The 13,758-nt window shown below is 40.3% G+C and carries 13 protein-coding genes; 7 read left to right on the top strand and 6 right to left on the bottom strand.

Translation table 11 applies throughout. The annotated features are described in order from the left end of the window. Positions 1–3 precede the first annotated feature (3 nt). The 7 genes from hemA (at position 4) to M1E96_RS11015 (ending at position 6,176) form a co-directional block, all read left to right on the top strand. Positions 4–1,266 carry a glutamyl-tRNA reductase gene (gene hemA / locus M1E96_RS11045; RefSeq protein WP_070929649.1) on the top strand — a complete coding sequence of 421 codons (1,263 nt, stop codon included), beginning with the start codon at positions 4–6 and terminating at the stop codon, positions 1,264–1,266. 31 nt (positions 1,267–1,297) lie between these two features. Further along, the gene (prfA, locus tag M1E96_RS11040; RefSeq protein ID WP_070929648.1) at positions 1,298–2,380 is read left to right on the top strand and encodes a peptide chain release factor 1; all 1,083 of its coding nucleotides are present in this window, start codon (positions 1,298–1,300) and stop codon (positions 2,378–2,380) included. After that, complete coding sequence (prmC, locus tag M1E96_RS11035; protein WP_335674147.1) at positions 2,380–3,225, top strand: peptide chain release factor N(5)-glutamine methyltransferase; 846 nt, start codon at positions 2,380–2,382, stop codon at positions 3,223–3,225. Before prfA ends, prmC begins: the two co-directional genes overlap by 1 nt. Continuing rightward, positions 3,225–4,034: an invasion regulator SirB1 gene (sirB1, locus tag M1E96_RS11030; protein ID WP_272579747.1), complete on the top strand. Its 810-nt coding sequence runs from the start codon at positions 3,225–3,227 to the stop codon at positions 4,032–4,034. The genes prmC and sirB1 overlap by 1 nt, the downstream gene beginning before the upstream one ends. Positions 4,035–4,079: 45 nt before the next feature. After that, positions 4,080–4,934, top strand: coding sequence for a 3-deoxy-8-phosphooctulonate synthase (gene kdsA / locus M1E96_RS11025; RefSeq protein ID WP_070929646.1), 855 nt, complete (start codon positions 4,080–4,082; stop codon positions 4,932–4,934). 12 nt (positions 4,935–4,946) lie between these two features. Beyond that, positions 4,947–5,849, top strand: a complete 903-nt coding sequence (locus M1E96_RS11020) for a TIGR01212 family radical SAM protein (RefSeq protein WP_272579748.1) — start codon at positions 4,947–4,949, stop codon at positions 5,847–5,849. A gap of 78 nt (positions 5,850–5,927) precedes the next feature. Then, the gene (locus M1E96_RS11015) at positions 5,928–6,176 is read left to right on the top strand and encodes a type II toxin-antitoxin system RelE/ParE family toxin (RefSeq protein ID WP_319065925.1); all 249 of its coding nucleotides are present in this window, start codon (positions 5,928–5,930) and stop codon (positions 6,174–6,176) included. A 48-nt stretch (positions 6,177–6,224) separates the two neighbouring features. On the opposite strand, the gene dauA is transcribed toward M1E96_RS11015, so the two are convergent. The 6 genes from dauA to M1E96_RS10985 form a co-directional block, all read right to left on the bottom strand. Beyond that, on the bottom strand, positions 6,225–7,913 hold the full coding sequence (gene dauA / locus M1E96_RS11010) for a C4-dicarboxylic acid transporter DauA (RefSeq protein ID WP_140179248.1): 1,689 nt from the start codon (positions 7,911–7,913) through the stop codon (positions 6,225–6,227). Between the two features lie 237 nt (positions 7,914–8,150). Continuing rightward, positions 8,151–8,558 carry a hypothetical protein gene (locus tag M1E96_RS11005; protein ID WP_337979376.1) on the bottom strand — a complete coding sequence of 136 codons (408 nt, stop codon included), beginning with the start codon at positions 8,556–8,558 and terminating at the stop codon, positions 8,151–8,153. Further along, positions 8,555–9,895, bottom strand: a complete 1,341-nt coding sequence (locus M1E96_RS11000) for a phosphatase PAP2/dual specificity phosphatase family protein (protein ID WP_319065926.1) — start codon at positions 9,893–9,895, stop codon at positions 8,555–8,557. Before M1E96_RS11000 ends, M1E96_RS11005 begins: the two co-directional genes overlap by 4 nt. Positions 9,896–10,010: 115 nt before the next feature. After that, positions 10,011–11,777 (bottom strand): bifunctional alpha/beta hydrolase/class I SAM-dependent methyltransferase, encoded by a 1,767-nt coding sequence (locus tag M1E96_RS10995; RefSeq protein WP_272579751.1) that lies wholly within the window; start codon positions 11,775–11,777, stop codon positions 10,011–10,013. Between the two features lie 9 nt (positions 11,778–11,786). Beyond that, positions 11,787–12,416 (bottom strand): CDP-alcohol phosphatidyltransferase family protein, encoded by a 630-nt coding sequence (locus M1E96_RS10990; protein WP_319065928.1) that lies wholly within the window; start codon positions 12,414–12,416, stop codon positions 11,787–11,789. A 510-nt stretch (positions 12,417–12,926) separates the two neighbouring features. Further along, complete coding sequence (locus tag M1E96_RS10985; protein WP_272579753.1) at positions 12,927–13,748, bottom strand: AraC family transcriptional regulator; 822 nt, start codon at positions 13,746–13,748, stop codon at positions 12,927–12,929. Between the last annotated feature and the right edge of the window lie 10 nt (positions 13,749–13,758).

The raw sequence follows: 13,758 nt of genomic DNA, 5'->3' as shown, positions 1-13,758 counted from the left end.
ACAATGACCCTATTAGCCTTAGGCATCAACCATAAAACGGCACCAGTGGCTCTGCGTGAGAGGGTCACTTTTGGACCAGAAAAAATAGACCATGCACTTGAGCAGTTATTACAACAGCCTCAAGTTAGCGGTGGTGTTGTGCTGTCGACGTGTAATAGAACAGAGCTGTACCTTAGCTTGGAATCGCAAGAGCAGGCGCAAGAACAGTTGATTGCATGGCTATGTGAATTTCATAATATCACTGACAAAGATTTAAAGCCTAGCTTGTATTGGCATGAGGGTGATCAAGCCGTTAGCCATTTAATGCGTGTTGCTAGTGGGTTAGACTCATTAGTGCTTGGCGAACCCCAAATTCTTGGGCAAGTCAAAAAAGCCTTTGCACTTTCTCAAGATAATCATTCACTCTCCAGTGAGCTAGAGCGTTTATTTCAAAAGTCATTTTCAGTGGCTAAGCGTGTTCGTACTGAAACTGAAATCGGCGCTAATGCTGTCTCTGTGGCCTTTGCCGCATGTACACTAGCAAGGCAAATTTTCGAATCACTTAAACATTTGAATATACTGCTGGTGGGAGCAGGGGAAACGATTGAATTAGTGGCCCGCCATTTACGTGAGCATGGCGTACAGCGCATGATGATTGCCAATCGTACTCGCGAGCGCGCTCAATTATTAGCCAGTGAAGTTAACGCTGAAGTGATCACACTCTCTGATATTGATACGCGTTTAGCGCAAGCAGATATTGTGATCAGCTCGACGGCTAGCCCATTACCTATTATTGGTAAAGGTATGGTGGAGCGAGCGATGAAAGTACGCCGTAATAAACCAATGTTACTAATTGATATCGCAGTTCCTCGTGATATCGAGGAAGATGTTGAAAAATTACGAGATGTTTATTTGTACACCGTTGATGATCTTGAATCCATTATTCAGCAAAACTTAGCACAACGTAAAGCTGCTGCTGTCGAAGCTGAATTTATTGTTGAACAAGAAAGCAGCCATTTCATGGATTGGTTGCGCTCGCAAGCAGCAGTGTCTACAATTCGCGATTACAGAGCGCAAGCAGAGGCAATCCGCGCGGGTATGACAGAAAAAGCACTCGCGGCAATTAGTCAGGGTGCAGATCCTGAACAAGTTATTACGCAACTTACCCAACAATTGACCAATCGCTTGATCCACGCACCGACAAAGTCTTTACAGCAAGCTGCTGGAGATGGTGATGTGGAGCGCCTGAATCTACTTAGGGACAGCTTAGGGCTGAACCATCAATAACCACATTTTAATCATGGGTCTGATATAACGAATGAAGCCTTCTATTGTCGCAAAACTGGAAGCATTACAGGAACGCTATGAAGAAATTCAAGCACACCTTGCCGATGCAGGTGTGATTGCTGATCAGGGGCGTTTTCGCGCCCTATCAAAAGAGTATGCTCAACTGACTGATGTCGCAAAATGTTTTACCGCATGGCGAACTGTTCAAGAGGATATCGAAACAGCAGAAATGATGCTAGATGATCCTGAAATGAAAGAAATGGCTCAAGAAGAGCTGAAAGAAGCAAAAACGCGCAATGAAGAGCTAGAGCAGCAGTTACAATTACTATTATTACCAAAAGATCCGGATGACGAATACAACTGTTTTCTTGAAATTCGTGCGGGTGCAGGTGGTGATGAAGCGGCTATTTTTGCGGGAGATCTATTCCGTATGTATAGCCGTTTTGCAGAAGCAAATCGTTGGCGTGTTGAGCTAATGAGTACCAGTGATGGTGAGCACGGCGGTTATAAAGAAGTTATCGCAAAAATATCGGGTGAAAGTGTCTATGGACGCCTGAAATTTGAATCGGGTGGTCATCGTGTTCAACGTGTGCCTGAAACTGAATCGCAAGGGCGTATTCATACATCGGCATGTACGGTCGCAATCCTTCCTGAATTACCTGAAGCTGAACTACCTGATATTAGTCCTGCTGACTTGCGTATTGATACTTTCCGTTCTTCTGGTGCGGGTGGACAGCACGTTAACACCACCGACTCAGCGATTCGTATTACTCACCTTCCAACAGGTATTGTAGTTGAATGTCAGGATGAACGTTCACAGCACAAAAACAAAGCTAAAGCGATGTCAGTGTTGGGAGCTCGTATTCGTCAAGCTGAAATGGATAAACGTCAAGCCGCAGAAGCTTCGGAGCGTCGTAATTTATTAGGTTCTGGAGATCGTTCTGATCGTATCCGTACTTATAACTTTCCTCAAGGTAGGGTAACGGATCATCGAATTAACCTAACCCTATACCGTTTAGACGAAGTCATGGAAGGAAAACTAGATACGTTAATTCAGCCAATTATTAACGAATATCAAGCTGACCAACTTTCTGCATTATCTGAGCAAGACTAATGCAGTATGGTGAATGGGTGAGCCTAGCTGTTGCTAGGCTGTCAAATAGCGACAGTGCTAAACGAGACGCAGAGATTTTATTGCAACACGTCACTAGGCAAACGCGAACATTTATTTTTGCATTTGCGGAGACAGAGTTAAAACTCGTAGAGCAAGATCACTTAGAATCTTTGTTGCAACGCCGAGAGCAAGGTGAACCCATTGCTTACATCATTGGTGAACGTGAATTTTGGTCTTTGCCATTATTTGTCTCACCTGCAACACTTATCCCTCGTCCTGACACTGAATGTCTTGTTGAACAAGCCTTAATACGTTTGCCAGCACAGCCTTGTCACATTTTAGATTTAGGGACAGGGACAGGGGCAATTGCATTGGCTCTTGCTTCTGAACGTTTGGATAGCACAGTTGTCGGTATCGATTTCAATCCTGAAGCAGTTTCTCTGGCACAAAGCAATCAACAGCGTTTAGCTATAAATAATGTGCAGTTTTTGCAAAGTGATTGGTATAAGGCTCTTTTCAATCAACATTTTGATATGATTGTTAGTAATCCACCTTATATTGATGGAAATGACGTTCATTTACAGCAAGGCGATGTAAGATTTGAGCCTTTGACTGCATTAGTGGCAGATAATCAAGGATTGTCAGATTTAGACCATATTGTTTCCAAGTCGAAAGGATATCTTAAACCGAAGGGTTGGCTGCTGGTTGAACATGGATGGCAACAAGGTGCAGCGGTACGAAAACTGTTTGAACAATATGGATTTAGCAATATTGAAACCTGCCTAGATTATGGCGGCCGAGATAGAATTTCGCTTGGGCAGTGGAATAAAGCAGTGGAAGAGTGATGAAAACCATAAAAAATATTGAATTCAATAAAATACCTTTAAGTGAAGGTATTATGATGGTCTCGCAAAACGTTCGTGTAGATTTTCCTCTGATGCAGGTTCAAGCTCAGTTAGATAGCTTAGTAGAGACAGCTAAAGCGGTTATCGATTTACAGGCTGATAATGAAAGCAAGATAAATCAGTTGCTGTGCCTTTTTTATCAGCAGTGGCGCTTTGGTGGAGCAGATGGTATTTATGCTTTATCTGATATGCTTTGGTTAGATAAGGTTTTGGCCTCAAAACGAGGTACACCCGTCTCATTAGGCTCAATATTCCTATATATCGCCGAGAAACTTGATATTGCTATAGAGCCAGCGGTGTTTCCAACCCAGCTACTTTTGCTGGCACAAAAAAATGATGGTTCTCAATGGTTCATAAACCCAGTTAATGGTGAAACGTTATCGTGGCATACATTAAATCTTTGGCTTAAAGGAACAGTCGATCCATACTCTGACCTTGATGACGATCAACTTGATGTTGCGGAAAACAGTGTGATTATTCGTAAATTATTTGACACGCTGAAAGCATCATTGATGGAAGAAAAAAAGATGGAATTGGCACTAAGGGTTTGTGAAACATTACTGGCGTTAGATCCTGAAGACCCTTATGAAATCCGTGATCGTGGGTTAATCCTCGCACATTTAGATTGTAATCATGTTGCGTTGAATGATTTAAACTACTTTATTGAACATTGCCCAGAAGATCCTGTTTCTGAAATGATTAAAATTCAGATATATTCATTAGATAATCTTCCTGTAGTGTTACATTAATTTATTGTATAGACAGAAAACTGTCTCGATATAAAAGGTAAGAGCATGCAACAGAAAATGGTCAGTATTGGTGATATCCAAGTCGCTAATAATCTCCCTTTTGTTCTTTTTGGTGGGATGAACGTTCTTGAATCACGTGATATGGCAATGAAGGTGTGTGAGCACTATGTAACTGTGACTCAAAAATTAGGCATTCCTTACGTATTTAAAGCATCGTTTGATAAAGCTAACCGTTCATCAATTCATTCATATCGTGGCCCAGGCCTTGATGAAGGAATGAAAATTTTTGAAGAATTGAAAAAAACCTTTGGCGTAAAAATTATTACTGATGTTCATGAACCATCACAAGCTCAACCCGTTGCTGAAGTCGTGGATGTAATTCAATTACCTGCATTTTTGGCACGTCAAACCGATTTGGTTGCAGCAATGGCTAAAACGGATGCTGTTATCAATATTAAAAAACCACAATTTATCAGCCCAGGGCAAATGGGGAATATCGTTGAAAAATTTATTGAAGGTGGCAACGATAAAATTATCCTGTGTGACCGTGGCGCGAACTTTGGTTATGATAATTTAGTGGTTGATATGCTTGGCTTTAATGTCATGATGCAGGCCTCTAAAGGTTGCCCAGTTATTTTTGATGTTACTCATTCATTGCAATGTCGTGATCCATTTGGTGCTGCCTCTGGTGGTCGTCGTGCTCAAGTTGCTGAATTGGCAAGGGCGGGTATGGCTGTTGGCCTAGCTGGGCTGTTCCTTGAAGCTCATCCAGACCCAGATAACGCGCGTTGTGATGGCCCGTCAGCTTTACCTTTGAATAAACTAGAGCCATTCTTGCAGCAAGTTCAAGCCATTGATGCGCTTGTTAAAAGTTTTCCTGAGTTAGATACTAGCCGTTAATCACTATTTGGTATGCAACTCAATCAAGTTGTCAACATGTTCGGCGCTGATCTGCAGCGCCGTTATGGTGAGAAAATTCATAAAATTACCCTTCATGGCGGTTTCAATTGCCCTAATCGGGATGGCACTCTTGGTCGCGGTGGTTGTACATTTTGTAATGTGTCTTCTTTTTCTGATGAAACCCAATCGTCTCTATCCATTAGCGAACAAATTCGTGGACAAGTGACTAAAATTACCCGTGCTAATCGCTATCTTGCTTATTTTCAAGCCTATACGAGTACTTATGCAGAGGTATGCATATTAAAAGAGCTCTATGAAGAAGCTCTTAAACAGGCTGACATTGTTGGATTATGTGTTGGAACGCGTCCCGACTGTGTCCCTGAAGAGGTTTTATCGCTATTGAGCAGCTATCGTGAGCGCGGTTATGAAATATGGTTGGAGCTAGGTTTACAAAGTGCCCATGATAGAACACTGCATCGTATTAACCGAGGGCATAATTTTTCGTCGTATCAGCAAACAGCGAGTAAAGCACGACAATTGGGATTGAAGGTGTGTACCCATCTTATTTGTGGATTACCTAACGAAGACCAATTAATGAATATGCAAACACTCGATAAAGTCCTTGAATGTGGAACAGATGGCATTAAGTTGCATCCTTTACACATTGTTGGTGGCAGCATAATGGCTAAAAGTTGGCAAGTTGGACGTCTTCAACCGATCACATTGGCGGATTACACCTCAATAGCTGGCGAAATGATCCGCCATACTCCATCTGAAATTATTTATCATCGTATATGTGCTAGTGCTCGACGTCCGACACTATTAGCACCAGAGTGGTGCTCAAACCGTTGGTTAGGCATGAATAGTCTATATCAGTATCTACTGTCTCATGGTGGACAAGGCTCTGCATTGTAGCTCCTGTAGCTGCGTCTAAAATATAAATATTCAGACTAGAATAAATTAATGTGGCATGGAGACGCCCAACAAGACTGATTGAATATTGTTAGTTTTATTGCTGATAAAAATCCTCAATCAGCACAACAAATAAAAAATGAAGTAGCAACCAAGGCTTTACAACTATTATTTTTTCCAGATATGGGGCGAACAGGACAAGTAAAAGGTATGAGGGAATTGGTGATTAATCACCACTATGTCATTATTTATGTTCAATTGAAAAGTAATATCATTATGTTAAGGGTGTTACACACTCCACAGCAATGGCCGCCGATCTCAGTAATTTGAAATAAAAAATTAGCCGCTACTCGGGTATCTGATAGCGGCTAATTTTATTTATTCAGAATCAAGCTCTTCAAGAGCTTTATCTATCGAATTATAGAAACTTAATGTGCCTTCAATTGGTGTCACACGTGCGCGAGCCAAGGTTTTTAAAGGCTGGAATGGAATATCACACACAACAATATGCGTGTCTTTTTTTACGGTATCGATAAATTTTTGAAATGCTTCTAAGCCACCCGCATCGAGAACAGGGACAGCATCCCATTGCATAACGATCGTTTCGTAACCTTCACTTTTGATCCTTAACTCATCAAATATGCGTTCTGCGGCAGCAAAGAACAGAGGACCATTTACGCGTACGACCAATCGACTTTTCGTCTCATCCGTTGCTGCTAACTCACTAATTCGTGTCATGTTGGCTATGCGGCGCATAAATAGCAATGATGCTAAAACGATACCGACAGTAATTGCAATCACCATATCAAATAACACAGTCAGAGACATACAAAGCAGTAGAACAATGATGTCGTCTTTAGGGGCGCGACGTATCAGGTCGATAACTTTACGTGCGGCGCTCATATTCCAAGCGACCATTAACAACAGTGATGACATCGCAGCAAGAGGCAGATAGGAAAGCATTGGTGCCAATACCAGTAATGTAAGTAGTACTAGCAGTGAATGGATGATAGCTGATACGGGTGAGGTTGCTCCTGCACGAACGTTAGCCGCTGAGCGTGCAATAGCTGCTGTTGCTGTGATCCCACCAAAAAATGGTGCAGCGATATTACCAAAACCTTGGCCGATCAGTTCACTATTTGAATGATGTTTTTTACCTGTCATATTATCAAGTACGACAGCGCAAAGTAGTGATTCAATAGCCCCTAAAACGGCCATAGAAAAAGCGGCTGGCATTAAAGCCGTAATCATTGACCAGCTAATTGGTGCACTACCAGGAAGCTCCCACGGTAGAACAAATTGAGGTAAAATGGGAGGGATACCGTTACCCTCAGTGCCATCAGGTAATAAATAACTAAATTGCGAACCAATAGTAGCCACTTGCTTATCAAACAGTGATAAACACCACATGACTAAAGTACCTGCGACCAACGCTGGTAAGTGACCGGGTAACTTTAAGCCAAGTTTTGGCCAATAAATTAGGATTAATAAGGTAACAAGACCAATTAATGTATCGCTATATTGTAAGGTTGGTAAGGCATTAGCTAATGCAATGACTTTATCAACATAGTTTTCGGGCACGTGCGCCAATTGCAGGCCAAAAAAATCTTTAATCTGCATTGTGGCAATGGTGATAGCGATCCCTGAAGTAAATCCCAATGTGACAGAAACAGGAATATATTCGATAAATTTCCCGAAGCGGGCAAAACCCATTGCCAGTAAGATAAGCCCCGACATAAGTGTCGCAACCAGTAAACCACTTATGCCAAATTGTTGAGACACTGGATATAGGATCACTACAAAAGCGGCCGTGGGGCCTGAAACACTGTAACGTGATCCCCCCGAGATGGCGATAACAATACCTGCAATTGCCGCAGTATACAGCCCATATTGCGGAGGCACACCACTTGCTATAGCTAAGGCCATTGCTAATGGAATGGCGATAATTCCGACGGTGATCCCTGCAATTAAATCTTTAATAAAACGTGCAAAGGTATATTTTTCTTTCCAACATGAATCTATTAGCGCACTAAATGGGCGCAATCTATTAATTTTTTTTGTACTCATTGTACCCCACCAAAATAACAGGGTGAAAATAATGGAAAACGAATGACAAAGGATACGCTGAATTCATTGGAAAAAATCTGTTATGAGTCAATGAATTCGTAATTATCATAACGGTTACAGTGCCAAAAGTAAAAAAATGGCTAATATCTTATTGTGGCACCTCTAAAAATGAATAAATAGTAATTTATTATAGTTAATAAGAATCAATGAATAATACCATTCATTAGTAAGATTTTATTACATTCTCATCATTATCACTGAAACTATTAACCAAACCCAATGTATAACAACTAATGAGAGTGCATAATTAAATAATTTTTTTGTACCATACCAACGTTGATGCATATTGGTAATTGTTTGTTTTTTAGGAAAAAGATATTGTAATGCAAAATCAAAATGAGAGCAGTCATCCTGTTGATATAAAACTTGAAATAATTGATTATCAAACCATAGTCTAAAGATATAATAGTGGCTAATAATAAAAATAATGCTATTAACAAATAAATATACCCAGTTATCGAATGAGTATATATAGAGAATGAACTGACAAATAAAGGCGAGCAATGATGCACTTGCTAAATAACGCCAACTTGATGTAAAAATAACCATGACATTGCCGCATTGCCTATTAGATAAATTATTCATGGCATTCTCCTATGTGAATGATATTTCTGATACCAATGATTTAATTGTTCAATAGTTGCTTCATTTAGGATCACTTTCGGCCTTACTTGAGTCACAATTTTAATTGCATCATCAATCGTTTTTGCTTGATGCTGATGGACTAACCAAGCGATAACAATCGTTGCACTGCGTGAATAACCTAGTTTGCAGTGTACATAAATTGAACCACTCTTCGCTAATTCATCCATGGTGTGTACGGCACGTTCAATATCTTTCGCGCTTATTGGTAACAAATCTATTTGTGGTTGGCTACGGTAAATTAAATTTTTGCTATAAACATTGCGTGGCCACTCGCAAGTCATGTCGAAAACGGCTTGTGTTTGCAAAGGATAAAGCGGACGTCCTCCTAAAATAATATGCTCGCTGACTTTACTGGGTTGTCGACATGCGCTTGCATAGTAATGATAGGTACCAATAGCGATGAGTCGATATGGGAGAAGTATTATGTAAGCTGATGGAGAGAGCCCCCCTTCAGGGGTTTTTTGGAACACTGAAGCACCCAACCCTAGGTATCCAAGGGTGACCAATAGGAATGTAATAGCAGGCCATAATAGTATCCATGCTCCTCCTTGGAAGGTAATGGCAATAAATAAGCAGATCAAAGCCCCGATACCATAGTTAATCGATATTTTTAAACTACGTCGGCTGCCGGTGTAGTGCCAGTGCCATTGGCTATCAATAGGCAATAGATAACTAATGATAACACCCACAGCAAAGCCACTGATGACATCAATAAAATGGTGTTGCCATGTGGTAAGGACAGAAAAGAGTATTAATAATGACCAGCTATGAAGTATCCGATGCCATTTAGCGGGTAGATGAGCTCGGAAACGTAGCCAGAGCAGCCATAATAGGATGATATGTAATGAAGGAGCTTGATTGTAAGGAAGGTCGAACATCTCAAGGCGATCAAACATCCATCCAGTAATGTGGCTTGTTTCAGGTCTAGGGAAACTAAATTTTAACGGAAATAGTAAAAAACCAATGCATGCGGCTAATGATCCCGCAATTAAACGTAGCGCATGGATAGTTTGTTCACGTACTGAGGTGCATATGAAAAGGGATAAACCATAGAAAAGGTCAATACTCCAATAGGGGATAATAGTCCAAGCTAGAAATGGAATATGTTTTTCCCATGAATAAACATAGGAAGAAACTTGGGACAATGAAGCCGTGTAGGTATTGACTTGCCCATACGTGAGGAAGAAAAAAGGGGCTAAAAAGATTAACCAAATAAGACCGTATAACCAAATTTGTCGCCGAGATGCGGAGGGCAATGGTTTATGTAGGGATATCATTCGGTTACCTTATTTTTATCACTATTTATATGGTTTGTGATTCATTTAATGCTAATAAATTATCGTAGTGATTAGATGGCAAAATAACCATCTAATCCAACGTTAATACAGCGTATTAGCAGCGCCGAGCAATAGATACGGTAAATATACCCCAGCTATCAATTAATTGATTGAGTTTTTCAAAACCAGCTTCTTTAATGAGAGCATCCATTTCACCTTGGCTACGGCAGCGCATAACCCATGCTTGGCCGCCTTGGTGGCTTGGCAGTACGCGAGCAATCATTTCAACTTGAGGGTGCCATGGTTGACACGTATAGATGAGAAGCCCACCGGAAGGTATGGCACGGGACAAGCCATTTAATGAAGCACGGATCAGCTCATTGCTTGGGAAAAGTTCATACAATCCACTGACGATCCCCAGTGTAGGCGCTGGCGTTACCGCAGCAAGATCATCAGCATCAAAGGCATTACCTTCTTCAAAGCGGGCTTTATCTTCAAGGTAACGTTCTTTGATCTGCAAGCGGCCTTGTTCAACATTGATTGTGCTGTAATCACGTAAGAGGAGTGACTCAACTTTGCCATAGTCGTTGATAGCATCAAAAAGGTATCTGCCTTGGCCTGCGGCAATATCTATGATACGAACAGGCTGTTGATTGTCATGGAGATCGCGGATGGCTTGTCGAATGATATTTTCAATATTGGTTTTACGCTGACGTATACCTTGCCAGCCAATACTGTTGAGATATTGTCTATCAATGATTCGGCCAAATAATCCATTACCTTGTGCTTTATTGCGATAGATATAATCGAGGGTCGAGCCGGAATCAAAGCCTTTATCATAACCGATGCGTACACCTTCGGAAGTTTTTCCTAATGTACTCATTAGTTTACCAAGGAGCTTATAACCTATATTTTTAGGGCACCAAATAGGCATTGGTTTAGTGAGTTCACGATAAGCATCAGCACTGACACTCCATGTATCTTCATATTGGTAGTCATGTTGGTAACGGGGTAATGAAAATAATTTGCCAATGAACTCACGGATCTTAGCGATTGGAATATGACGCTCTTTCTCACCTAAAGTGTCATGGTAAAAATTAGGTAGGATATGTTTTTCTTTGATGGGGGTGTTCAGCCGTGCATAAAATTGGTGTTGAGGTTTGTGGTGCACCACATGATCACTACCTGAAATAAATAATTGTGTAGGCAGAGTGATTGCACTCGCATCAGAAACAATTCTGTCAGCTGTTTTGTAAAGTTCGAGCAGAATGTTAACGGCAATAGGACGTGTAATTAATGGGTCGCGATTGAAAGAATCAATGCGTTGTTGATCATGAGTTAAAAATTTAGCTTTTACGTAGGAGTTCACATAAAACAATCCACGTATTTTTTGCATCAGCGCTAATCCACTACGAGCAAAAGGAACATAAAGTTTTACTTTAAAAGCAGGGGATGCTAACACCATACCTCTAATGGGAGGCGCATAATCATGTACCCAAGTAGATACGAGGACCGCACCAACACTTTGACCAATAACAATGATATTTTCTAACGGTATTTGATATTGCGTAGAAACATAACGAACGAATTCATCAACATCATGTACAGAGGTACTGAGTGATGGGCTATAACCTCTAGGGCCATCATTACGACCGTGCCCACGGGCATCCCATGCAAACATGCTATAGTCAGGTAACTCTAATTCATCAACCAAATGAGCGACCCGCCCTGAATGCTCATGGCCACGATGAAACAGTATAATTGCTTTATCACTGGGTTGTTCTGCGGGCCAATAGCGGTAAAACAGTGAAGTACGATCACTGGTAGTGAATTGTGATTCAATAACAGAGCGTTGTGTTAAATAGTCTGTCTGCACGTTCATAGTAGTTCCTTAATATGAATGATCATCCGTTTTAGCGTTGAGCTCAATCAGCGCACGACGAATACGGTTAAAGCAGGTATAAAACAGCAACAAGGACAGAAAGATAAATATGAGAGTAAACCAATAGGATGTTATCCACTGTGGAAAAATCGACACGATAAGCCCTATAGCGCCAAATACAAAAGCACGATCACTTTTACCGATAGGCCCATCGTAGCGGCGCGAGGCACCAATAGCTTGTGCGATAACACCAATAAATTCAGTGAAAAGAGCAAGTATTAGAATGAGCAAGATCAACCAAAAATCATGTGGAAATAATAAGATAAAGGGTAGGTACAATGCGATATCAGAAATGACATCTCCAATTTCATTTAAAATTGCGCCTAGGTCACTTTTTTGATCGTGTTCACGCGCAAGCATGCCATCAATTGCATTGAGCGCCATACGAATAAACAAAATAAAGGGTAATAATATAAATAGCTGTGGATACGGGAAAAGGAGTAGTAATGTTCCTACTATGATGGACAATAGCATTGCAGCAACGGTTACTTGATTAGCGGTTACATTTGAATCATAAAGCTTTTGTACAATAGGGCGTAACAGGCTCTGAAATTTAGGTTTCAGATCATAGATTGTCATTTATTCATCCTTGTTATTCGCAACAGCAATACATCAAATATACTTTTAGTCATTCAAGATACGGTTGGGCGACAAGTGCATGAATCGCTGGGAGGTTTGCATTAGTCGATGACTAGTGTGAGTGAACGTAGTCAACAGCCCTGTAACTTGAAATATAGTAAGTATCCAACTATATCAATACGCTATTATTACTAAGCTGCAATAAGAGCTATCCTAAGTTAATGATGTGGTGACAGTGTCACTTTTTGTGAAAATAAAGATACGAATAATATTGAATTATCAAATATGCTATTAAATATGGCATCTATATGATGCAGCTAAAGGTATTAGAGAACGAATAGGCCAATCTACTCGCTACTAGGTATACAGCAAGTTGTTGTATTTTGCATTGAAGTATGGCGACTACGCCAATCGCGTAAGTCACCGTATTCTCTGTGCCATTACAGCTTATTTAATTATTTTCTAGTTACACTAGGAGCTGTTTTAAATATAAAAGAAAATAATCATTGTTTATATTTCGATAGCTTGGTCTTCAATAAATGACGTTTTAGCAATATTAAGGCGCATTCGTTTAAATTGACTCGGCGTCATTGTGGTCATTTCTTTAAATTTACGACAAAAAGCACTGTGATCGGCGTAAGCGCATTTGATAGATATTTCAGTGATAGAATAATCCTCCTCAAGCAATTCAATAGCATGCTCAAGTCGTTTCTTTTGAATATATTGCTGGGGAGTTATATGAAATATGGCTTTAAATTGGCGGTTGAGTTGTGATAAAGATAATCCAGAAATCTCTGCGAGAGTGGTTATTTTTATCGGTGTATCAAAGTATTGACTAATATAATGTTCTACTTGGCTTAATTGCTTATTTAATTTAGGGCTAACAGACTTTTCATCTTGCAAATCGACAGAAATTCCTGCAACACCAATGACTTGGTTGCATGTGTTAAATATAGGTACTTTAGTCGTGACACACCATCCTAATAAACCTGCCTTATAAAGATGTAATTCTAATTTGTTAATGACGCTAATTTTCTTTTGCATCACAAGATAGTCTTGTGAGCTATAGCTTCCACCTAATTCAGCATGAAAAATATCTTCTGCCCGTTTACCAATTACTCCATCAATAGATTTAATTTTACAGCGTTTTGCTAGGTTTTCATTCGCTAGAAGATATTTAGCATCACAGTCTTTAACAAAGAAAGTAACGTTAGGTAATGTATTGATTAAAGGCATGACTAGCCCAAGGTGATTTAAAAGTACGTCAATATTATCAACGGGAAACAGCATATTCTCCTGACTAATCAGTAGCAATTTATTTAAATTAATCATGCGGCCTCCT

It is taken from the genome of Providencia sp. PROV236, from assembly GCF_033676985.1.
In the GTDB taxonomy this organism is placed as follows: domain Bacteria; phylum Pseudomonadota; class Gammaproteobacteria; order Enterobacterales; family Enterobacteriaceae; genus Providencia; species Providencia manganoxydans.
This window is presented reverse-complemented; position numbering and strand designations above follow the sequence as displayed.

What these genes read in the sequence shown, in the direction of transcription:
- M1E96_RS11020 (WP_272579748.1), top strand. Translation starts at nt 4,947, where the DNA reads ATGCAACTCAATCAAGTTGTCAACATGTTCGGCGCTGATCTGCAGCGC.
- prmC (WP_335674147.1), top strand. Translation starts at nt 2,380, where the DNA reads ATGCAGTATGGTGAATGGGTGAGCCTAGCTGTTGCTAGGCTGTCAAAT.
- M1E96_RS10985 (WP_272579753.1), bottom strand. Translation starts at nt 13,748, where the DNA reads ATGATTAATTTAAATAAATTGCTACTGATTAGTCAGGAGAATATGCTG.
- kdsA (WP_070929646.1), top strand. Translation starts at nt 4,080, where the DNA reads ATGCAACAGAAAATGGTCAGTATTGGTGATATCCAAGTCGCTAATAAT.
- dauA (WP_140179248.1), bottom strand. Translation starts at nt 7,913, where the DNA reads ATGAGTACAAAAAAAATTAATAGATTGCGCCCATTTAGTGCGCTAATA.
- M1E96_RS10995 (WP_272579751.1), bottom strand. Translation starts at nt 11,777, where the DNA reads ATGAACGTGCAGACAGACTATTTAACACAACGCTCTGTTATTGAATCA.
- M1E96_RS11005 (WP_337979376.1), bottom strand. Translation starts at nt 8,558, where the DNA reads ATGAATAATTTATCTAATAGGCAATGCGGCAATGTCATGGTTATTTTT.
- M1E96_RS10990 (WP_319065928.1), bottom strand. Translation starts at nt 12,416, where the DNA reads ATGACAATCTATGATCTGAAACCTAAATTTCAGAGCCTGTTACGCCCT.
- sirB1 (WP_272579747.1), top strand. Translation starts at nt 3,225, where the DNA reads ATGAAAACCATAAAAAATATTGAATTCAATAAAATACCTTTAAGTGAA.
- M1E96_RS11000 (WP_319065926.1), bottom strand. Translation starts at nt 9,895, where the DNA reads ATGATATCCCTACATAAACCATTGCCCTCCGCATCTCGGCGACAAATT.
- hemA (WP_070929649.1), top strand. Translation starts at nt 4, where the DNA reads ATGACCCTATTAGCCTTAGGCATCAACCATAAAACGGCACCAGTGGCT.
- prfA (WP_070929648.1), top strand. Translation starts at nt 1,298, where the DNA reads ATGAAGCCTTCTATTGTCGCAAAACTGGAAGCATTACAGGAACGCTAT.